The sequence below is a fragment of the Labrys okinawensis genome, from assembly GCF_002982075.1.
In the GTDB taxonomy this organism is placed as follows: domain Bacteria; phylum Pseudomonadota; class Alphaproteobacteria; order Rhizobiales; family Labraceae; genus Labrys; species Labrys okinawensis_A.
The window spans coordinates 104,058-124,917 of the sequence record NZ_PUEJ01000007.1 but is presented as its reverse complement, the minus strand read 5'-3'; the positions used below and the strand labels follow the sequence as shown (position 1 = coordinate 124,917).

Annotated in this window: 21 protein-coding genes; 5 read left to right on the top strand and 16 right to left on the bottom strand. The window is 65.6% G+C overall.

Going from position 1 to position 20,860, the window contains the following annotated elements; all coding sequences use genetic code 11:
• Nucleotides 1-83: 83 nt before the first annotated feature.
• Both C5L14_RS19725 and C5L14_RS19720 read right to left on the bottom strand, forming a co-directional pair.
• Entirely contained in the window at nt 84-713 is a 630-nt protein-coding gene (locus tag C5L14_RS19725; RefSeq protein WP_105863780.1) for a HutD/Ves family protein, read from the bottom strand.
• 45 nt (nt 714-758) lie between these two features.
• Nucleotides 759-1,571, bottom strand: a complete 813-nt coding sequence (locus C5L14_RS19720; RefSeq protein ID WP_105863779.1) for a hypothetical protein — start codon at nt 1,569-1,571, stop codon at nt 759-761.
• 212 nt (nt 1,572-1,783) lie between these two features.
• On the opposite strand from C5L14_RS19720, the gene C5L14_RS19715 reads away from it, so the two are divergent.
• Nucleotides 1,784-2,470, top strand: a complete 687-nt coding sequence (locus C5L14_RS19715) for a DUF2384 domain-containing protein (protein WP_105863778.1) — start codon at nt 1,784-1,786, stop codon at nt 2,468-2,470.
• On the top strand, nt 2,463-3,143 hold the full coding sequence (locus tag C5L14_RS19710) for an RES family NAD+ phosphorylase (RefSeq protein WP_105863777.1): 681 nt from the start codon (nt 2,463-2,465) through the stop codon (nt 3,141-3,143). The genes C5L14_RS19715 and C5L14_RS19710 overlap by 8 nt, the downstream gene beginning before the upstream one ends.
• Nucleotides 3,144-3,330: 187 nt before the next feature.
• Here C5L14_RS19710 and C5L14_RS19705 read toward each other — a convergent pair whose 3' ends face one another.
• The 4 genes from C5L14_RS19705 to C5L14_RS19690 form a co-directional block, all read right to left on the bottom strand.
• A complete protein-coding gene (locus tag C5L14_RS19705; RefSeq protein ID WP_105863776.1) occupies nt 3,331-4,104 on the bottom strand; it encodes an SDR family NAD(P)-dependent oxidoreductase in 774 nt (257 codons plus the stop codon).
• Nucleotides 4,105-4,138: 34 nt separating this feature from the next.
• Complete coding sequence (locus tag C5L14_RS19700) at nt 4,139-4,960, bottom strand: carbohydrate ABC transporter permease (protein ID WP_105863775.1); 822 nt, start codon at nt 4,958-4,960, stop codon at nt 4,139-4,141.
• Between the two features lie 3 nt (nt 4,961-4,963).
• The gene (locus C5L14_RS19695) at nt 4,964-5,854 is read right to left on the bottom strand and encodes a carbohydrate ABC transporter permease (RefSeq protein ID WP_105863774.1); all 891 of its coding nucleotides are present in this window, start codon (nt 5,852-5,854) and stop codon (nt 4,964-4,966) included.
• A 427-nt stretch (nt 5,855-6,281) separates the two neighbouring features.
• A complete protein-coding gene (locus tag C5L14_RS19690; RefSeq protein WP_105863943.1) occupies nt 6,282-7,601 on the bottom strand; it encodes an ABC transporter substrate-binding protein in 1,320 nt (439 codons plus the stop codon).
• Here C5L14_RS19690 and C5L14_RS30020 point away from each other — a divergent pair.
• Both C5L14_RS30020 and C5L14_RS19685 read left to right on the top strand, forming a co-directional pair.
• Nucleotides 7,600-7,878: a hypothetical protein gene (locus tag C5L14_RS30020; protein WP_146126966.1), complete on the top strand. Its 279-nt coding sequence runs from the start codon at nt 7,600-7,602 to the stop codon at nt 7,876-7,878. The genes C5L14_RS19690 and C5L14_RS30020 overlap by 2 nt on opposite strands.
• Nucleotides 7,879-8,178: 300 nt before the next feature.
• Entirely contained in the window at nt 8,179-9,516 is a 1,338-nt protein-coding gene (locus tag C5L14_RS19685; protein WP_105863942.1) for a hemolysin family protein, read from the top strand.
• A gap of 146 nt (nt 9,517-9,662) precedes the next feature.
• On the opposite strand, the gene C5L14_RS19680 is transcribed toward C5L14_RS19685, so the two are convergent.
• The 9 genes from C5L14_RS19680 to C5L14_RS19640 all read right to left on the bottom strand — a co-directional run bounded on the left by C5L14_RS19680 (nt 9,663) and on the right by C5L14_RS19640 (nt 19,494).
• Complete coding sequence (locus tag C5L14_RS19680; protein ID WP_105863773.1) at nt 9,663-10,817, bottom strand: alpha-hydroxy acid oxidase; 1,155 nt, start codon at nt 10,815-10,817, stop codon at nt 9,663-9,665.
• Between the two features lie 136 nt (nt 10,818-10,953).
• Complete coding sequence (gene hutC / locus C5L14_RS19675; RefSeq protein ID WP_105863772.1) at nt 10,954-11,691, bottom strand: histidine utilization repressor; 738 nt, start codon at nt 11,689-11,691, stop codon at nt 10,954-10,956.
• A gap of 59 nt (nt 11,692-11,750) precedes the next feature.
• Nucleotides 11,751-12,794, bottom strand: coding sequence for a zinc-dependent alcohol dehydrogenase (locus C5L14_RS19670; RefSeq protein ID WP_105863771.1), 1,044 nt, complete (start codon nt 12,792-12,794; stop codon nt 11,751-11,753).
• A gap of 3 nt (nt 12,795-12,797) precedes the next feature.
• Nucleotides 12,798-14,126 carry a histidinol dehydrogenase gene (gene hisD / locus C5L14_RS19665; RefSeq protein ID WP_105863770.1) on the bottom strand — a complete coding sequence of 443 codons (1,329 nt, stop codon included), beginning with the start codon at nt 14,124-14,126 and terminating at the stop codon, nt 12,798-12,800.
• 40 nt (nt 14,127-14,166) lie between these two features.
• Nucleotides 14,167-14,967: an ABC transporter permease gene (locus tag C5L14_RS19660; RefSeq protein WP_105863769.1), complete on the bottom strand. Its 801-nt coding sequence runs from the start codon at nt 14,965-14,967 to the stop codon at nt 14,167-14,169.
• A gap of 13 nt (nt 14,968-14,980) precedes the next feature.
• Complete coding sequence (locus C5L14_RS19655; protein ID WP_105863768.1) at nt 14,981-15,925, bottom strand: ABC transporter permease; 945 nt, start codon at nt 15,923-15,925, stop codon at nt 14,981-14,983.
• A 158-nt stretch (nt 15,926-16,083) separates the two neighbouring features.
• On the bottom strand, nt 16,084-17,190 hold the full coding sequence (locus C5L14_RS19650) for an ABC transporter substrate-binding protein (RefSeq protein ID WP_105863767.1): 1,107 nt from the start codon (nt 17,188-17,190) through the stop codon (nt 16,084-16,086).
• Between the two features lie 53 nt (nt 17,191-17,243).
• Nucleotides 17,244-18,383, bottom strand: a complete 1,140-nt coding sequence (locus tag C5L14_RS19645) for an ABC transporter ATP-binding protein (protein WP_105863941.1) — start codon at nt 18,381-18,383, stop codon at nt 17,244-17,246.
• A 331-nt stretch (nt 18,384-18,714) separates the two neighbouring features.
• Nucleotides 18,715-19,494 (bottom strand): SDR family NAD(P)-dependent oxidoreductase, encoded by a 780-nt coding sequence (locus C5L14_RS19640; RefSeq protein ID WP_105863940.1) that lies wholly within the window; start codon nt 19,492-19,494, stop codon nt 18,715-18,717.
• Nucleotides 19,495-19,706: 212 nt separating this feature from the next.
• Between C5L14_RS19640 and C5L14_RS19635 the strand changes: the two genes are divergently transcribed.
• Nucleotides 19,707-20,219 (top strand): OsmC family protein, encoded by a 513-nt coding sequence (locus tag C5L14_RS19635; protein WP_105863939.1) that lies wholly within the window; start codon nt 19,707-19,709, stop codon nt 20,217-20,219.
• A gap of 77 nt (nt 20,220-20,296) precedes the next feature.
• Here C5L14_RS19635 and C5L14_RS19630 read toward each other — a convergent pair whose 3' ends face one another.
• On the bottom strand, nt 20,297-20,731 hold the full coding sequence (locus C5L14_RS19630; protein ID WP_105863766.1) for an NUDIX hydrolase: 435 nt from the start codon (nt 20,729-20,731) through the stop codon (nt 20,297-20,299).
• Between the last annotated feature and the right edge of the window lie 129 nt (nt 20,732-20,860).

Here is a 20,860-nt window from a genome sequence, read left to right as displayed (position 1 = left end):
AGCGCAGCGAAGCAATCCAGGAGCCATGGCCACCACGTGTTCCAGCTCTGGATTGCTTCGCTGCGCTCGCAATGACGCGCAGATCAAACATCGATGCCGTCGGTATTACAGGCCTCCTCAAAGGCCACTGCCGATCGTAGGCGCAGGACGAGGGCGCGTGCCTGCTTGCTGCCATCCGATGCGAGGAGCGCTGCCGCCTCTTTCCTCAGCACCGCCGTGTCGCGCTCTGCCAGGCAAAGGGCGCCCTGGGCGGTGAAGGCGTCAAGGCTCCAGCTGCCGCTGATGGCGAAGACGACGACGAGATCGTCGGGCGGGATTTCGTGGCTGCCGGGGCCGGCCAGCACCTGCTGCGCGACATGGAGCCAGCGCCGGCGGTTCGCCATGACATTGAAGACGCGCACGGCCCCCTTGACCGGCCTGCCTGTTGGAGCCAGGCCGGTGTCGAAACGGAACGGCGCGAAAGGCAGGAGCCGGTGGCGGAAGCGCCCGAAGTCGAGCTCCAGTTCCTCGCCCTCGATCAGGGTGATCACCCGCTCCGCGCCGGGAAAGCTGGAGAAGGCGCCGTCTTCGATGATCGGGGCGCTGCTGATCCTCACTTCGAAATCCTCGCGTGAGGCGCCTTGCGGCGAAAGATGGATCTCGTCGGTCTTCCCGCGCCCGTTCTTCCAAGGCAGCGTGGCATAGGTGGTGCGGGCGAGATGTTCGATGGCCATGATGGTCCGGTTTTCAGGGATGAGCGGGGCTCGGCAGCGGGCTGGTCAGGCCAGCCGGTCGAGAAAGCGAAGGAGACCCGCTGCCGGCGATGCTCCTTGATCCGCGGTGACCACGCCGTCGGCGCTCAGATGAAGCTGCCGCGCGGCGCTGCCGGTCCAGCATAGATAGAGGCCGGCGGGTGGGCGGCAGAGCGTCGGCGAAAGGGCGAGTTGGCCGCCGGAAGCGACGGCCTCGACCAGCCAGGGCGTGCCGAGCAAGCCATTGGCGGCCCTGATGTCGCCGGCCCGCAGAAAGGCGCGAACCTGGCTGGAGGAGCAGCGCCGGGCATTGGCCGAGATTTCCGGAACGCGGGTCACGCCGAAGCCGAGGGACCTGCCGAGCCGCGCCAGCAGGTCGGCGTCGCCCGCCCGCGAGCGGCCGAAACGGAAGTCGTCGCCGATGACGGCATGGCTGACACCGAGGCCCTGCTTGAGGACCCCATGGGCAAATTCCGCCGGTGTCAGCGAGGCGAAAGCGGCATCGAAGATCGGGGAGAACACGTAGTCGAACCCCAGGGCGGCGAAACGATGGGCCTTGGTGGTAGGCGTGGTCAGGCGGAAGGGACAATCCGCCCTGCGGAAGAAGCTGCGCGGGTGTGGTTCGCAGGACATCACGCCCAGAGGCAGGTCCTCGCCCGCAATCCGCTCGGCGGCATCGAGCAAGGCGTGGTGGCCGCGATGGAAGCCGTCGAAATTGCCGAGCAGCAGGACGGCGCCGCGATCGGGGTCGCTGGCCGGCAGGCGATCCGCGACATGGCGCAGGCGGCCGTGGCCGGCAGGCTGCCGGGGCTCATGCTGGATAGGCTGTGTCCATGCCATTGGGCGACTTCCCGGAAGCGGTTCTGCTTCGACGTTCCAAGGCTAGCGGTCCGCCGCCGCCGCGGGAATTCGCATTTTCCGAAACGCTGCTTTGGGAAAACCGTGGCTGCCGCCCCTCGGCATGATCTGTCATCCTGCGTAGGCAGTCTTGATGAGATGGATTATCGTGCTATATAGATAACCACGATCATTTCGAATTTGGAGCTGATGACATGACGACCGCCCAGGCCCTCAAGGCATTGTCGGGGGTCACCACCATCACCGGCACCCCGGAAGAGGTGCGCGACGGCCTCGGCCATCTCGGCGCGAAGGGGACGCAGGTCATCGCCGTGACGCTGGACCAGGTCAGTTCTCCGGCGGTGAAGGCGCTCGCCCACACCTTCGAGGCGATTGCCCCGCTCGTCGGGGCGATCGTGGCGCGGCGCGAGAAGGCCGCGCTTCAATCGATCATCGAGGCCCTGGTGCCCCAGGTTCCCTTGCCTCAGCATATGCTGGCAGAGGCGAGGATGACGGCCGAGGCGCGCAAGGCCGTGCTGGAGGAGGGCGAATGGCTCACCGCCGCCCAGATTGCCGAGGTGGCGGGGTTCAGCGCGACCAATCCCAGCGCCCAGCCCAACAAATGGAAGAAGGACGGGCAGATCTTCGCCATCCGCCATCAGGGTGTCGACTATTTCCCCGGCTACGGCCTGGACCCTGCGACGGGTTATCGTCCGGCCAAGCCGCTGGCCGAAGTGCTGAAGATCTTCGGCCAGTCTAAGGATGGCTGGGGCGCGGCCTATTGGTTCGCCTCCGACAACAGCTATCTGGGCGGGGAGCGCCCCCTGGACCTGCTGCTGCGGGAGCCCGACCGGGTGATCGCCGCGGCCCGCGACGAGATGGAGGGCGTGCTGCATGGCTAGGGCGAGGCTCGCCAAGGCACGCCCTGCGACACCCGCCCCGCCATCCCAGCTCGCCGCCAAGACGGCCATGATGACCTGGCCCAAGGGCCGGGTCATCCACCGCATCCACCTCGACAGATATGGACCGGCCCAGTTCAATCCGGGCCTTGCCGGCAATGCCCGCTTCAGCCCGATCAAGAACGGGGAGGGCGCGGCGATCCCCACCCTCTATGGCGGCACCTCCTTCGAATGCGCCGCCATGGAGACGGTTTTTCACGACGTTCCCTTCACCGCACGGCTGAAGACCCTCGACAAGGCCAGGCTGGCCGGCCAAGTGCATTCCCGGCTCGAGCCGCAACAGAATCTGCTGCTTGTCGATCTGAGCGCCACGGCCTTGCGCCGCCTCGGTGTGCGCCGGACCCAGCTCATCGATACGGAAAAGGACCGGTATCCCGGCACGCGCGCCTGGGCCGAAGCCTGGCATCGGGCGCTTCCCGAGGTGCAGGGGCTGTGCTGGGTTTCCCGGCAGGACGACCGGGCGCTCGCCATCGTCCTGTTCGGCGACCGCCTTCCCGGCGATGTCCTGGCCCCGGTGGGGGAACCGCGCGCCGTTCTGGGCTCGGCCGAGGCGCTCGCCGAGCTGGTCCTGCTGGCCGACCGCATCGGCGTGAAGCTGGTCGCGGGCAAGGCCTGACGGCCGAGCGCTTGTGAGGATACCGGGGCTACGGTCTTAACATTTGCCCCTGGATTCCCTTCCCGCCGCATCAGCGGCGCCGGAAATGACGGCTTCAGGGCGCGCGTTTTATACTCCGAAGGTTTCAAGGGGGCACCGCGTCCATCGGGGTCGGGGGAACGAAGCTCCCGATGGACGCGAGATCGGGCTACCAGATGGTGTAGCCGCAATCGACGACGACGACCGCGCCCGTCATGGCGCTTGCGGCATCGCTGGCCAGGAACAGGATGGCCGAGGCGATCTCGTCGGCACGCGCCACGCGCTTCATCGGCGTCATTTCCATCCACACCGGGAACAGCTCCGGCTTGTCGAAGCCGCCGCGCGACATCGGCGTGTCGACATAGGTCGGCGCCACCGCATTGACGCGCACGCCATGAGGCGCCCATTCGCCGGCCAGCGACTTGGTCATGTGATGCACGCCGGCCTTGGCGGCATTGTAATGGACCTGGCGCTGGGGCTTGTTGGAGATGAGCCCGGACATCGAGCCCAGCGTGACGATTGAGCCCTTGCCACGCTGCAGCATGGCCCGGCCGAATTCGCGGCAGCTCCAGTAGCAGCCATTGAGGTCGACATCGATCACCTTGCGCCAGACCTCGTCGCTCATGTCCTCGCCGCCGGTGTCGGGCCAGGCGATGCCGGCATTGGCGATCAGGATGTCGACGCCGCCATGGCGTTCATTGGCCTCGCGTGCGGCACGGCCCACGGCATCCGCATCGGTGACGTCGAGCGCAACGGCATCGACGGTCCAGCCCTTGGCGGCGAGGGCTTCCCGGCCGCTGGCGAGCACGGCCGGGTCGAGATCGGAGATCACCACCTTGGCGCCGGCCTCCAGCAGGGCCTCGGCGCTGGCGAGCCCGATGCCACGGCCGCCGCCGGTGATGAAGGCCGTCTGGCCGGACAAGTCGAATTTCTTCAAATACATCGTTGCAATATCCTCCGCGCGAACGATAGCGTCGTCACTTGACGGCGCCGAAGGTGAGACCTCGGACGAGCTGGCGCTGCGTCAGCCAGCCGAAGATCAGAATGGGGCCGATCGCCATCAGCGATGCGGCGGAAAGCTTGGCCCAGAACAGGCCCTCGGGGCTCGAAAAGCGGGCGATAAAGGCCGTCAGCGGCGTCGCCTGCGTCACCGTGAGGTTGATGCTCCAGAACGCTTCGTTCCAGGACAGGATGATGGCGAGCAGGGCGGTGGAGGCGATACCGGGCATGGTCATCGGCAGCAGCATCCATACGAACTGCTTGAGGGGCCCGGCGCCGTCCATGCGCGCCGCCTCCAGGATCTCCTTGGGCACGTCGCGGAAGAAGGTGAACAGCATCCACACGATGATCGGCAGGTTGACCAGCATGTAGAGGCAGGTCAGGCCCAACAGCGAATCCAGGAGCCCCGCCCATTGGAACAGGAGGTAGATCGGCACGAGCACGCCCACGGCCGGCATCATCTTGGTCGAGAGCATCCACATCATCAGGTCCTTGGCTCGTGGCCCGGGAAAGAAGGCGAGTGCATAGGCCGCCGGCAGGCCGACGAGGATGCCCAGAACCGTCGAGCCCACCGAGACGATCACGCTGTTGGCGAAGAAGTGGATGTAGTCGGCACTCTCCAGGATCTCCTCGAAATTGTGCAGGCTGGGCTGGAAAAACAGGACCGGCGGCGTGGCGATCGCCTGCTGCTCGGTCTTGAAGGCAGTGATCATCATCCACAGGATGGGGAAGAACAGCACCAGCGTCATGAGCCAGCATAGCAGGCTGACGACGATGCGGCGGGTGAGCGAGACGGCCATCGGTCAGTCCTCCAGCGTGTGGGAAATCGTGCGCATGAGGAAGACGGCGACGAGATTGGCGAGAACCACGGCGAGCATGCCGCCGGCCGAGGCGCCGCCGATGTCGGAATCGAGCAAGGCGGTCTTGTAGATGAGATAGGGCAGGGTGGTGGAAGCGTCGCCCGGGCCGCCGGCGGTGGTGACCAGAATCTCCGCGAAGATCGAGAGCAGGAAGATCGTCTCGATCATCACCACGATGGTGATGGCCCTGTAGAGATGCGGCAGCATGATATGCGCGAACAGGCGCAGGCCGTTGGCGCCATCCATGCGGGCGGCCTCTATCTGCTCGCGGTCGAGCGATTGCAGCGAGGTCAGCAGGATCAGGAGCGCAAAGGGGATCCATTGCCAGGCCACGATGATCACCACCGACATCAGCGGATAGTCGGAGAACCAATCGATGACGGGCAGGCCCAGGGAGCGCGAGATCCAGGCGAACAGGCCGTTCACCGGATGCATCAGGAGGTTCTTCCACACCAGCGCGCTGACCGTGGGCATGATGAAGAAGGGCGCGATGCACAAGAGCCGGGCGAGCCCGCGGCCGAACACCGGCTGGTCGAGCAGGATGGCGCCGACAATGCCGACCACGACGGTGATCGCCAGCACGCTCACCACCAGGATGATGGTGTTGAGGATGGCGTTGGTGAGGCCCGGATCCTCGATGAGATAGCGGTAATTGTCGAGGCCGGCGAAACCGGTGTTGTCGAGATAGTTCAGGTTGTAGCGCTGGAACGACAGGTAGATCGTGAGTGCCAGCGGCACGATCATCCAGACGAACAGCAACAGGACCGACGGCGCCAGCAGGGGACGCGTGTCAACTCCGACGCCGCGATGGCGGGCGAACAAGGCGACGGCCATGGAGCTCCTTTCGGATCGATCTCACGGCGTACTGCGATTTGCCGGCATCGGCGGCAGCGCGAGGACGCATTGAAACAGGGGGCAAGCGGGCGAGCGTTTCCGCCCGCACACGCCGCTTTGCGGGGCAGGCGGCGCGATCCCGGTCAAGGCAGGATCGGGATCGCGCCGCCGAAGATGCGTTCCGGGAGAGAAAACGCATCTTGGCGCGGAGCGGGGCGGATCGCCCCGGCAAGCCTGTGTCTTGCGCCAATGCAGTTCACTCGAGGAGGAAACACTCCGGGTTGTCATAGCCGGGCTTGACCCGGCTATCCAAAAGGCGCCCGCGCGACGGATCCGGACTGGATTGCCGGGGTCAAGCCCGGCAATGACAAGCGTCGTGCAACCTCGAAGATATTCAAGTGAACCGTATCACCGCCTGGCGGCTGCCCTATTTCTTCGGGTAGCCGGCCTGGCGCATGGCGCGCTGGGTCAGCGACTGGGCCGCGGCCAGCCCCTGGTCGACCGTCTTCTTGCCGGCGATGACGGCAGCGAATTCCTGGCCGACGGCGGTGCCGATGCTCTGGAACTCGGGAATGCCGACGAAGGAGATGCCGCGATAGGGCACCTTTTCCTGGGTGGCGTCCGTCATGTTGGCGGTCTGGATGGTATCCAGCGTCAGCTTGGCGAAGGGCGCAGCCTTGATGTAGTCGGCGTTGTCATAGGTCGACTGGCGGGTGCCCGGCGGCACGGTGACGATGCCGGAATAATCGGCGACCAGCTTGATGTAGTCGGTCGACGTGGCCCAGTAGATGAACTTCTTGGCCGCGTCCGGTGCCTTGGAGGAAGCCGGCACCGCCAGCGCCCAGGACCACAGATAGTGGTTGCCCTTGTTGAACTTGCCATAGGGCGGATGGGCGTAGCCGAGCTTGCCGACGACGCTGCTCTGCTTGGGATCGTTGAGGAAGCCGGCCGAGACGGTGGCATCCACCCACATGCCGCATTTGCCGCTGGCGAACAGGGCGAGATTCTCGTTGTAGCCGTTGGAAGCCGCACCCGGCGGGCCGTATTTCTTCAGGAGATCGACATAGACGGTCAGGCCTTCCTTCCAGGCCGGCGTGTCGAATTGCGGCTTCCATTCCATGTCGAACCAGCGCGCGCCATAGGAATTGGCGACCGGCGTGATCTGGCCGATATTCTCGCCCCAGCCGGGCTTGCCGCGCAGGCAGATGCCGTAGACGCCGTGGTCGGGATCGTGGATCTTGGCGGCAAAGCCGTCGATGTCCTTCCAGGTCGGCTGCTCGGGCATGGTCAGGCCGGCCTTGTCGAACAGATCCTTGCGATAGAAGGTCATCTGGCTTTCGGCATAGAAGGGCAGGGCATAGAGCTTGCCGTTATAGGAAAGTCCGTCCCGTACCGATTTGAGCACGTCGTCGAGCTTGTAGTCGGCCGGCACGTTGTCGAACGCCGTCAGCCAGTTGCGCTCGCCCCACATCGGCGCTTCGAACAGGCCGATGGTCATGATGTCGTACTGGCCGCCCTTGGTGGCGATGTCGGTGGTCAGGCGTTGGCGCAGCGTATTTTCCTCGAGCACCACCCAGTTCAGCTTGATGTCGGGGTTCTTGGTCTCGAAATCCTTCGATAATTTCTGCATCACCACCATGTCGTTGTTGTTGACGGTGGCGATGGTGAGCTTGGTTTCGGCCTGGGCCGGCAGGCCGGCGATGAACGCCGCCGCCGCGCCGAGGCACAGTGTTTTGAGAAATCGCATGGTTTCCTCCTCCTTATGTGGTGTCGTGTTCGACATCTCGATGCGCTGCAAAAGCCGATGGCCGGGCATTGCGCGAGGACAAGCATCCTCCCGCTGCGGCATTGAAGAAAATGCGCAAGCTTCATCCAAATTCGGGCAAGGCAAGGGAGCTTTGGCAGCGATTGCTAGCGGATCAGGCTATTTTCCTCCGGGTGTCAGTATTTTTCTTTCATATATTTTCATAACATTCCAAAAGTTATCATGGGGATTGTTTAAGTCAACAACGAACCTGTCCTGAACGGGCACGATCTGCCGGGGCCATGAAAGATGGGCCCGTCGCCCTCGACGCCATCTGCGGTGGGCGGGGCCGGGGCCCCCTGGAAACGCGGGGTTTGCAGGCGGGTCTGGGGACCCGCCCACCGAATGCCGCCTGTGGCATTGACGCCGCATGAGTCAGCTTTATCGGGACTTGGTATTTGCCCCGGCGGGAGGTTTCGCACAGCCTTGATGAGGAGCGGTTTGCCTCCCGGCTTCAGAGCGGCGATGCTAGGAGGGATGGTTTTGTGAAAGGACCGCGCCCGGCGCGGAAGGGGAGATGATGTCCGGTTCCGACGACGGTGCTCTCGTCATGGACTTGTTGAGGGTGCTAGCCGTCTTTGCTCTCGTGGCCGCCAACGGCTTTTTCGTGGCCGCCGAGTTCTCGCTCGTCGCCGTCCGTCGCAGCAGGGTCGCCGAACTCGCTGCGGCCGGGCGGATGAATGCCCGCCCGCTGCTGCGCGCCATCGACAATCTCGACGCCAATCTGGCGGCGACGCAGCTCGGCATCACCATCTCGTCCCTGGCTCTCGGCTGGATCGGCGAGCCGGCGCTCGCCCATCTGATCGAACCGCTGCTCGGCTGGCTGCCCGGGGGAATGGCCACCGCCGGCTCGCATGCCATTGCCGTTGCGGTTGCCTTCGTGATCATCACGGCCCTGCATATCGTGCTGGGCGAGTTGGCGCCCAAGAGCCTGGCCCTGCAACGCAGCGAGGGCACGGCGCTGTGGATCGTCCGGCCGCTGGGGCTGTTCCTGTTCCTGCTGCGCCCGGCCATCCTGATGCTGAACGGCCTCGGCAACCTGGTGCTGCGGGCGTTCGGCCTGCGGCCGGGTTCCGGGGAGGAATCGCTGCATTCGCCCGAGGAACTCAAATTGCTGGTCCGGGCCAGCCAGGACGCCGGGATCCTGCAGGATGCGCAGGAAGAGGTGATGGTGCGCGTGCTCAGCATCGGCGGGCGGCGCATCAGCGATATCATGACGCCCCGGCGCGAGATCGATTGGGTCGATATCGATGACGATCCCAAGGAGACGCTGCGCATCATCCGCGAATGCCGTCACGACCATCTCCTGGTCGGGCGCGGCAATATCGACGAGCCGCTCGGCATGATCGTCAAGCAGGACCTGCTCGATCGGGTGCTGGATGGCGAGAGGCTCGATCCGCTCGCCGTCATCCGCCAGCCGCTCATCGTGCACGAGGCCATGCCGATCTTCCGGGTGCTCGATCAATTCAAGCGGACGCCCATCAGGCTAGCCCTGATCGTCGACGAATATGGCGGCCTCGAAGGCATCGTCACCCAGACGGACCTGCTCGAGGCCATGGCGGGCGACCTGCCCGAGGTCGAGGGCGAAGAGCCCGATATCGTCGAGCGCCAGGACGGTTCGCTGCTGATCGACGGCATGATGCCGGCCTATGCGGCCTTCGACCGGCTCCAGCTGCATACGCGGCCGCAGGATCGCGACTTCCACACCATCGCCGGCTTCGCGCTCTCGCAGCTCGGCCACCTTCCCGAAGTCGGCGAGCAGTTCGATTATGGCGGCTGGGTGTTCGAGATCGTCGACATGGACGATCGCCGCATCGACAAGCTACTGGCGCGCCGGGTGAACGGGGCAGAGTCCTGAGGGCAATCAGAAGGCAGGCGCTGGCCATGCCACCGCGCATGGTGTGCCGATCTCCAGATCGGCATTGCTCCTGGTAAGGTGTATCGTTTCCAAGATTGCCGATCTGGAGATCGGCACACCGAAACGCCGGCCCGTCGCAAGGCGCTTCAGCCTCGATCGGCCGAAATGACGGCCTTGGTGCCGAGCGACTTCAGCTCGTCGATCGAGGCCACGCCCATCAGCGTCAGGGTGATGGCGATCTCGCGGGTGAGGATGTCGATCACGCCGGCAACCCCGGCCTCTCCAGCGGCGGCCAGGCCATAGGTGTAGGCGCGGCCCAGCATGACGCCGTCGGCGCCGAGGCCGATGGCCTTGACGATGTCGGTGCCGCGGCGGATGCCGCCGTCGAGCATCAGGCAGAAATCGGGGCCGACCGCCCGGCGGATGGCGGGCAGGGCCGCGATGGTGCTCGAGGCCCCGTCGAGCTGGCGTCCGCCATGGTTGGAGATCACCACGCCATCCAGGCCCATCGACCTGGCCTTCAGCGCATCCTCGGGGGCGAGAACGCCTTTGACGACCAGCCGGCCCTGCCAGCGTTCGCGCAGCCAGGCCATGTCTTTCCACGACACCGTCTTGTCGATATGGCGCGAGAGATTGGCGGCCTGTTCGAGCGCGCCGCGCCCGAAGTCGCGCCGGTGCTCGATCGCCCGCACGCTCGGCATGCCGCGTGCCGCCACGTCGAGCAGCCAGCCCGGCTTGCGGGCGAGGCCGAGGAACAGGCCCGGCGTCACCCGTGTCAGCGAGCGGAAGCCATTGCGGACGTCGCGTTCACGGATTCCGGTGATCGCGGTGTCGACGGTCACGAACAGCGTGTCCGCTCCGGCCAGCCGGGCGCCCTCCAGGAACTCGTCGCAAAGCGAACGATCATCGAGCACGTAGAGCTGGAAATGCAGCGGGCCCTCGGTCGCCTGCCGCACATCCGCCAGCGAGGCGATGGAGAAGTTGGACAGGCAGAGCGCGATCCCCGCCGCATGCGCCGCCCTGGCGGCCTTCTCCTCGCCCCTGCCGGCATAGAGACCGAGAAAGCCGACCGGGCCCAGCATGAAGGGCAGGGGATGGCGCGTGCCGAGATAATGCGTGGAAAGGTCCTGCCCGCGCGGCTCCACCAGCACGTTCTGGCGCAGGGTCAGCCTGGCGTAATCGCGGCGATTGGCGCGGAGGGTCTCCTCCTCGAAGGACCCGCCATCGATATAGTCGAAGAAGATCTTCGGCAGGCGGCGCCGCGCCGCCTCGCGATAATCGTGAATATTCACCAATTGCATGAAGGAAAGCCCAGCCTCAATAGCGTTTTGCGATTGGCGGTTACGCCCAGAATCGCAAACACGCGTCGAACCAAAGAGTGAGAGCAAACAAGCATTTCCGTCCAAACGCGCTTTGCTCTTGGGAGGATGACGGCCGTTATGCCGACCTGTTGGTGGTCAGATAGCGGCTGCCCAGCGAATAGCGGCTGCCGACATAGGTGAAGGTGTTCACCGTCGCGACGAGCGGCCCCGTGAAGGTCTTGCGGTGCAGGACGAGGCAGCTGTCGCCGGGGCGGATATGGAGCAGGCGCGCGGTTTCCTCTCCCGCCGGCAAGGCGCTGATCAGCTGTTCGACCTCGGTCAGGGGCGTGGATTGCTGCAGATATTCATAGGTCGCCGCATTGGTGTAGTCCTGGTCGAGATAGCCGCTGACCAGATCGGTGTTGACGTAGCGCTCCTCGAGCTGCACCGGCACGTCGTTTTCGAAATGGATGACGATGGAATGGTCCACCGGCTTGATCGCCTCGAATTCGAAGGCGATCATCAATTCCGGCGCGGGATGATGCACGCGTTCGAGCAGGACAACCTCGGCACGATGGCGGCTGCCGCGAGCCTTGATTTCGGTGGCGATGTTGCTGATCTCGATGAGCGTCGATTGCGGCTTGGGCGGCGCGACGAAGGTGCCGACTCCCGGTATGCGGCGCAGATGCCCCTGGGCCGTCAGTTCGCGCAGGGCCCGGTGCACGGTCATGCGCGAGACGCCGAGCGCGGCGACGAGTTCATGCTCGGAAGGAAGACGCGCCTGGCGCCCCCATTTGCCGCTGGCGATGTTGCCGAGGACGAAGTCCTTGACCTTCTCATAGAGGGGAGAGGCGGCGTCGGAAAGAACGTCCATGGTCCTGTCTCCTGCGTGGCGTTGTCGAGAAGGCCTGATATCGGGAAAGTCTGGTTCAATCATGCGATCGGGAAAAGAGGAGCCGGTGCGTCCATGAGCTGGACGATGGTTTTCAGCTTCGTGCCCTGGCCGGCCAGCAAGCGCTCATAGGCCGCGGGGACGTCGTCCAGGCCGGGCAGGATGTCACAGAGCTGCTCGAGGCTGCCTTGCAGCGCCACCAGCAGAGACGTGGCCTGCACGAGTTCGTCATCGGCGAAGGCATGGCAGCCGATCAGGGCGATCTCGCGCTCGACCAGCTCGGTGGGGTCGATGTCGAGCTTGCCATGCCCGATGCCGACCAGGCAGAGCGCACCGGCGCCGGCGAGGAGGCCGAGCGTCGTTGCGATGGCCCCGGCATGGCCCGTCGCATCGATGGCATGGCGCAGGCGCCGCCCTCCAAGCGCGGCATCAATCTCCTGGGCCGCCAAGCCGACCCGCCTGCCGCCGCTCAAGGCCGACACCAAATCGGCCCGCCCGGTATTGGGGTCGCTGAGCAGGATGGGACCGTCATGCAGATGGGCGAGCAGGAGGGCGCACAGGCCTCCGATCGTGCCGCAGCCGACCACGAGCACCGGCTCTCCGTGCGCGGCGGCAAGGCGTCGTACCGCATGCAGCGCGACCGCCAGCGGCTCGGCCATGGCGGCGATCCGAGGCGGCAGCGAAGGCGCGTGCGGCACGAGCAGCCGGGCGGGCAATTGCACGGCTTCGGCAAAGCCTCCGTCGCAGGCCTCACCCACAAAGCCGAGATTCTCGCAGACATTATGGCGCCCGCCGACACAGGCGGGGCAGCTGCCGCACCAGAACCGGGAATCGGCGACGACGACATCGCCGATCGCAAAGCCGCTCACTCCCTCGCCGATCGCCGTCACGCGGCCGCAGAATTCGTGGCCCGCTACCGAGGGACGGCGCGTGATCCACTGGCCGGTCCGGTAATTGTGCAGGTCCGAGCCGCAGATGCCGGCGGCCCTGACCGCGAGGTTCACGTGGCCGGGCGGGGGGGAAGAGGGCGGGTCGACCGCCTCCACCCGCAGGTCCCTGACATCATGCAGCCGGACAGCCTTCATCGCTCAACCGCCCTTCTTGAGATAGGCCTCGCGGATCGGCGAGACGGCATTGGCATGGGAGGAAAAGCCCTCATAGAGGGCCAGCTTGTGGGAATGACGGGCGAATTCGGCATAGGCCGGCGCGGTGACATAGCCGATCGACGAACGCTTGACGAAATCGCTCACCGAAAGCGGGCCGAAGGTCCGGGCCCAGCGGCTGGTCGGCAGCACGGCATTCGGCCCCAGCGAGAAATTGGCGATGCTGACCGGCGTGTGGGTCCCCATCAGGATCTCGGAGGCCTCGGTGATGTGGCCGAGATGGATGAAAGGCTCCTCGGACAGGATTTCCAGGTGCTCGGGCGCATAGGCGTTGACGAATTGGTAGCTCTCCTCGATCGACGAGGTCAGCACCACGCCGCCGGTGCTGCCCGTCAGCACGGCCTTGGAGAAGGCGACGCGCTGCTCGGTCATGCGGGCCCAGTGCTCGGGCAAGGCCGCAAGCGCTTCTTCGGCGACCCGGCGGCTATGGGTGACGAGATAGGCCGAGGAATCCGGGCCGTGCTCGGCCTCGATCAGCAGATCGAGCGCGGCGAGGCCGCCATGCACGCTGTCGTCGGCCAGGATCATCACCTCGGAAGGGCCGGCCGGCAGGCCGGTGTCGATGACACCGGAGAGCAGGCGCTTGGCGGCGACCACCCAGGGGCTGCCGGGGCCGACGATCTTGAGGGCCGGCTTGACGGTCTCGGTGCCATAGGCGACGGCTGCGACCGCCTGCGCGCCGCCGACCTTGTAGACGGTCTCCACGCCCGCGAGCCTGGCGGCGACCAGCGTGGCCGCATCCACCGAGCCGTCGGGCGCCGGCGGGGTGACGATGGCAAGGTTGGGCACGCCGGCGACTACGGCCGGAACCGAGGTCATCATGGTCACGGACGGGAAGGAGCCCTTGCCGCGCGGCACATAGAGAGCGACCGACTGGATCGGCGTGAAGCGGTCGCCGGCATAGGCGCCGGGCCGGATCTCCTTCAGCCACATCGCCTCCGGCTTCTGCTCCTCGTGGAAGCGGCGGATATTGTCGATGCCGAAAGTGATCGCCGCGACGACGTCGCTATCGACCTGGCCGAAGGCGGCGTCGAACTCGGCCGGCGTGACCTTGAGATTGGCCTCGGTCACTTCGGCCCTGTCCAGCTCCCGGCCGAAACGGGCCAGCGCGGCATCGCCCTCGGTCCTCACCGCCTCCAGGATCGGCGCGACCTTCTCGATGAATTTGGAAATGTCCGTTTCCGAACGGCGCAGCAGGGCGGCCTTCTCCTCCACGCTGAGGCTGGCATAATCGTAGAAGCGGGCTGAGGTCATCGTTCTATCCTGAATGCGCGGCCGCGCAGGCCGGGAAGGTTCATTTGGATTTGAGGAAGATGTCGAGGCCGACGAGCCGGTCGAGGAGGGCGATGGCGAGGCCGGCGCAGGCGATGAAGACGACGGAAATGGCGGCGAGGTCCGGCGTGATGATGGAGCGGATGGAATTGTAGATCTGCACCGGCAGCGTGACGGAGCGCGCATCCACCAGGAGCAGGCTGACCAGGAACTCGTTGAGGGCGAGAATGAACATCAGGAGCGAGCCGGTGATCACCCCCGGCAGCACCGCGGGCAGGATGATGTAGAGGAAGCGCTGCAAGGGCGGTGCACCGCAATTGGCCGCGGCGAGCTCCAGGTCCGGGCTGAGATTGCTGGCGCTGGCCGTGACGGCCCAGATCATGAAGGGCAGGTTGATCACGCAGCAGGCGATGCCGACGGGCCAGAGCCGGCCGAGCACGCCGAGATTGCCGAAGACCAGCATCATGCCGATGCCCGAGCCGATCAGCGGGATGGTGAAGGGCAGTAGCAGGTAGACCTGGATCGAGCGCTCGAAGCGGACCTTGTATTTGGCGAGCGCGATGCCGGCCAGCGTGCCCACGGGCACGGCGATCAGCGTGCAGATCGTCGCCACGATCAAGGAGCGCAGGAAGGCCTGGCGCAGATCGCTCGCCTGGGCGATGGCGCCGTACCAGCGCAGGGAAAGGCCTTCGGGCGGGAAGGTGATGATGTTGCCCGCGGTGAAGGAGGCGCCGAGGACCACGATGGTCGGCGCCGACAGCATGACCAGGGCCGCGATCACGAAGCCCCAGATCACGATGGACTTGCTGGTGCTGCCGGTCATTTGCGCTCTCCGCTCAGTTCTTCTTGCCGTTCATGGCCAGGGTCCCGGCTCCGAACAGCATGAACACCACGCCGACGAGGATGGAGCCGACCGCCACCAGCATCAGCGAGAGCGTAGCGCCCAGGCCCTGGTCGGAGGTGCGGAAGAACTGGTCGTAGATGGCGTTGGCGATGAAATCCTGGGTGCCGCCGCCCAGGATGGCGGGCACCGCGAAATCGGTGAGCGAGAGGGTGACGACCACGAGGCCGGCGCCCACCAGGCCCGGCCGGGCGAGGGGCAGGACGATGTGCCGGAAGGTCCGTACCCAGCCCGCGCCGAGCGAGGCGGCGGCGGCTTCCAGTTCCGCCGGTATAGCCGTCAGGGCCGGCGCCAGCATCAGGACAGCGAAGGGCAGCATGTACTGGACGAGGCCGAAAAGCACGGCGGGATAGTTGTAGAGCAGGCGCATGGGCGCCACGCCGACCAGGCCGAGCGCTTCGTTGACCATGCCCTGATTGCCCAGGATGATCAGCCAGCCATAGGCGCGCACCACCTGGCCGATGAAGAAGGGCAGGAACAGCGCGACCAGCAGGAACTTGCGCAGGCCCGAGGAGCGCGTGCGCACCATCAGATAGGCATAGGGAAAGGCCAGGATCAGCGTGGCGAGCGTTACGATGACCGCGCCCATCAGGCTGCGCCCGGCCACGGCGGTGAAGAAGCTTTCGCTCACCACGCGCTGGTAATTGGCAAGCGTATAGGTCTCCGACATCAGGAAGGTGTTGGTGTCGAGGACGCGCAGGCTGGCATCGCCCATCTGAATGAGGCCAAGCACGAGCAGGCCGACCAGCACCAGCGCGGGCAGCAGCATCAGATAGGGCAGGCCCGCCCGGAAGCTGGAGGGCCACGCAAGGGCGGCCAGGTGCTCGAGCGCATCCATGATACGCCAGGTCAAGGGATAGGCGGCACGCGAAGAGCTCATCCTGTCGGTCCTTAGTGGAATTTGCCTTCTCCCCTTGCGGGAGAAGGTCCCGGCAGGGGGATGAGGGGTGTTGGCCGTTGCCTTGCAAGGCTGCGTTTCACCCCTCATCCGCCCCTTCGGGGCACCTTCTCCCGCAAGGGGAGAAGGCTAGGCATGCCTCAGCCCTGCATGATTTCCTTGAACTTGGCGAACCACTTGCTCTCGTTCTCCACCTGCGTGCGCGACGAGATGCGGATGAGATGCTTGAAGTCCTCCTCCTTGGTCGGATAGGCGGGATTGTTGACGAGATCGGCCGGCGGGGTGAGGCCGGGCACCACGCCGGGCAGGCCAAGGCCGTCGAGCCAGATCTGCTGGGCTTCCTTGGTCAAGGCATGGTCGATATATTGCTTGGCCCAGTAGAGCTCGTTCTCCGGCAGGCCCTTAGGGATCCACAGCCCGTCCGTGTCGAACTTGGCGCCTTCCTCCGGCACCACCCAGGCGAGATCGATGCCGTTCTTCCTGGCCTCACGCGCATTGGTGGAAATGGTGCAGGCCGCGTCGATCTCGCCCTTCTGGAACCAAGTGGTGAAATCGGGATCCTCGCCCAGGAGGGGCTGTTGCTCCTTGACCTTGGCGATGAAGTCCCAGGCCGGCTGCATGTTAGCCGGGATGTCCTCCAGCTTGCCGCCGCCGGCGACCTGGGCGGGGAAGTGGAAGCCGATGCCGTCATTGTAGAGCGCGATGCGGCGCTTCAGCTTGGGATCGAGCAGGTCCTTCCAGGATTTGGGCGCCCCGTTCGGGAAGGCCGACGGGCGATAGGCCAGCACATAGACATAGCCATAGGTGTTGACGATCGGATAGCCGTCGAGGCCGACCGGCTTGGCGAGCTCGGTGGTGTTCTTGAGGTTGGGCAGGTCGGACAGATCCTCGGTCACGCCGCGCAGCGCCGACTTGGTGGCGTTGGTGGTGGTGTCCCAGTTCACATGGATCGGCGGCGTGCGCTTCTGGGCCACGGCCGCCCAGAGCTTGGGCTGGATCTCGTTGTCCTCGGTGAGGTCATGGCGCACGGCGATGCCGGTCTTCTTGGTGAAGCTGTCGGAGACGCCCGCCTTCAGGGCGTCGACCCAGCTGCCGCCCCAGGCGCGCACGATGATCTCGGAGGGCTTTTCGGGTTCGGCGGCCATGGCGCGGCCGGTGCCCAAGGCAGCCGTGGCGCTCGCCGCCAGCAGGGAGGCGAGCAGGGTACGCCGGCGGATCTCGACTGACAGGAACTGATCGTGTGACATCACTGGTTCTCCTCTGGATGCGCCCCTTCGCGGGGTCACTTTTTGAACTTGGGTCACTTCTTGAAGACGTGCATATCCTTGGCATTCCACCCCAGGCTGACGGCCTCGCCAGGGGTGAATTGCTGATGCGCGACGGGATCGTGATCGAAGACCCGCAGCAGCGCGTCGTCGAGGGCCGGGACCCGTATTTCGTAGACGATGCGCTCTCCCTCGAAGATGGAATCGACCACCACGCCGTCGACGACGGTATCGAGGCCCTGCAGCCTGTCCGCGCTCGGGGCGATCCGGATCTGCTCGGCCCGGACGGCGCCCTGGCAGGCCTCACCGGGCGCAGGCGGTTCGGCGGGGTTGGCCGATACGCCGACCAGGGCGAGGCCCGCGCTGGTAAAGGCCAGGGCGGCGGCGGTCGCGGCACCGGCCACGCCCTCGATGAAATTGGTCACGCCGATGAAATTGGCGACGAAGGCGTTGGCCGGCGTCCTGTAGGCGTCGAGCGGGCGGGCCTTCTGCTGGATCTGCCCGCCGTCCATCACGATGATCTCGTCCGAGACCACGAGGGCCTCGCGCTGGTCGTGGGTGACGTTGATGGTTGTAACCCCGAGCTCCTTCTGGATGCGGCGGAACTCCAGCTGCATTTCCTCGCGCAGCTTGCGGTCGAGCGCGGCCAGCGGCTCGTCGAGCAGCAGGAGGTCGGGCTCGAACACCAGGGCGCGGGCGATCGCCACGCGCTGCTGCTGGCCGCCCGACAATTCGTTGATGCGGCGCGAGCCATAGCCGCCCAGGCGCACGAGTTCGAGATAGCGCTCCACCTTGGCGGCGATGCCGCGGGCGTCGTGCCGGCGCATCTTGAGGGGGAAGGCGACGTTCTCCGCCGCCGTCATGTGCGGGAACAGCGCCAGTTTCTGGAACACCATGCCGATGGCCCGCTTGTGCGGCGGCACGGCGCTGACGGGCTGGCCGTTGATGAAGATCTCGCCCCGGCTCGGCGCATCGAAGCCGGCCACCATGCGCAGCAGCGTGGTCTTGCCCGAGCCGGACGGGCCGAGAATGGTGAGAAACTTGCCCTTGGGCAGGTCGAAGGATGCGCTTTTGACCGCATGGACGTCGCCGAAGATCATGGCGACATCCCTGACGGACACGGCAAAGGGACTCGCTCCGCCGGACGGGCGGCTGCCGAGGGGCGCAGATTCCATTTCGTTCCCCAGTCTTCCCAGGCCGCCATGCCGGTCGTTCATGCGCTGTCTTTCCAGGCTGAAAGCACGGCGGCACGCACCTGTCTATACAGCTACATACAACTATGGTCAACGACGCATGCGCAATTCTTGCTCGTATCGGTACGGTGATTAATTGTTGTGCAGCGCACACTGTGGGGGGCTGGTTCAAACCAACGAACATTGAAGGGAAATTGTCATTGCGAGCGTAGCGAAGCAATCCAGCGGCCGAATGGTGCAGCGTCCGAGATTCTGGATTGCTTCGCTACGCTCGCAATGACGGTCGGTCCGTCGAGGCTCACCGCCGCCCCGATCAGATGGAGGCGAGATAGCCGCCGTCGACCGGAATGCAATGGCCGGTAACATAGGCCGAAGCATCCGAGCACAGGAACACCGCGACGCCCGCGATATCCGCCAGTTCGCCGAAACGCCGCTGCGGGATCTTGGCCAGCATCTGCCCCTGCCACGCCTCGTCCTTATAGAAAACCTCGGTCATGGCCGTGCGGAAATAGCCGGGTGCGATGGCATTCACGCGAATGCCGTGACCCGCCCATTCGGCCGCGAGGGCTCGGGTGACGCCGAGCAGACCGGATTTGGAGGCGCCATAGGGCACCGCGGTGGGGATGCCGACGAAGGAGGTGAGGGAGCACAGATTGACGATAGCTCCGCCTCGGGCCTCGTCTTGGGCCCCCGTCATGATCCGGCCGGCCGCCTGCGAGCAGAAAAAGGCGCCCTTGAGGTTGGTTGAGACGATCGCATCCCACAGGGCCTCGTCGACGTCGAGGGATGGCCTGACATTCTCGACGCCGGCATTGTTGACCAGGATGTCGAGGCCGCCGAGGGCCTCGGCGGCCTGGCTGATCACGGCATGGCAATCCTCGACGTCGGCGACATCCTGCGCCAGGACGATGCAGCGACGCCCGGCCTTTTCGACGAGCCGGCGGGTGTCTTCGAGATTCTCCAGGCTGCGCGCGGTCACCGCGACATCGGCACCCGCCTCGGCCAGGGCCAGGGTGATGGTCTGACCGATGCCGCGGCTGGCGCCGGTGACGATGGCGCGGCGGCCGGTGAGATCGAAAATCGGGCGCGACATGATGCTCCTCTCGCCAACGGCGACATGCGAACGCCGGCTGTTCTGCAAACGGCCGGGTGAAGATCGTTCTATTTTCATCAGACAAAACCATGCGGATCGCAAGGTCCTCGGCGATTCGGAACCCTGCCAATCGCTGGTCACGAGTTTGCCCTGCAGCGTCCAGGATCTATAGTCCGGGCCGACGCCGCATCATGACGATCGGGGAGGAACAGATGGATTCGACACAGCTGCGCGCCATGCAGGCGCCAATCAAGGAGCGCTATCGCGCCGACCCGAAGACGGCCCTGATCACCCTGAAAGCCAAGGGCTCGATCGATGGCGAGGGCATCGCCTGCAAGGTGGAAACCGGGCGGGCGCTGGCCATCGCCGGCCTGCATCCGGCGACCGGCGGTTCCGGGCTGGAGCTGTGCTCAGGCGACATGCTGCTGGAAGCCCTGGTCGCCTGTGCCGGCGTGACGCTGAAATCGGTGGCGACGGCGATCGACCTGCCCTTGAAGGCCGGCCAGGTCAGCGCCGAGGGGGACCTCGATTTTCGCGGCACGCTCGGTGTCGACAGGGAGGCGCCGGTCGGTTTTGCCGAAATCCGGCTTCGCTTCGACGTCGACAGCGAGGCGCCGCAGGAGCGGCTCGACCAGTTGCTGAAGCTGACCGAGCGCTATTGCGTGGTGTTCCAGACCATCAGGCACGGTCCGAAGACGAGCGTATCGCTGCACCGGATGGGGTGAGGCGCCACGCCTCGCCATGCCAACGGCAGAGGAGCTTGGAGTGCTCGGCCTGCACCCGAGAATCGCCTTCCTCGTGGTTAACCCGAGTTCGGCGCCCCGGAAAACGCCCCCGGCGCCGCCGCGAGGGCGAGCACGTGGTCGCGCGTCAGGGCGGCGAGCGGCAGCGGCCCCGGCGCCCTGGGGTCGATCCAGGCGATCTCTTCGATCTCGGCAGTGGCGGCGACCGGCTCGGCGATGTCGAGGCGGAAGATCTCGGCCTCGACCGTCCGGCCATCCTCATGCGCCGCCGGGGCCCGGAACCGGCCGAGATAGACGGGCCTGCCCGGCTCGACCGCAAGGCCGATTTCCTCGACAAGCTCGCGGCACAGGGCCTGCCGGGGCTGTTCGCCGGGCTCGATCTTGCCGCCGGGCTGCATGAAGGCCGATGTCCCTCGTTTTCTGACCAGGAGTGTCATACCGTCGGGACGGACGATGACGGCGGCTGCAATACGAATCGCATCGGGGGAGGACATGGCGCCATCCTAGCACTTCCGTTGTGATTTTCCTTCGTGGTGGTTTCGACCGTCATTGTGGGCTCTGCCAATCCGCAAGATTGGCATGGCGAAGCAATCCAGGAGCCGCAAATATCTGTCTCCCAGCTC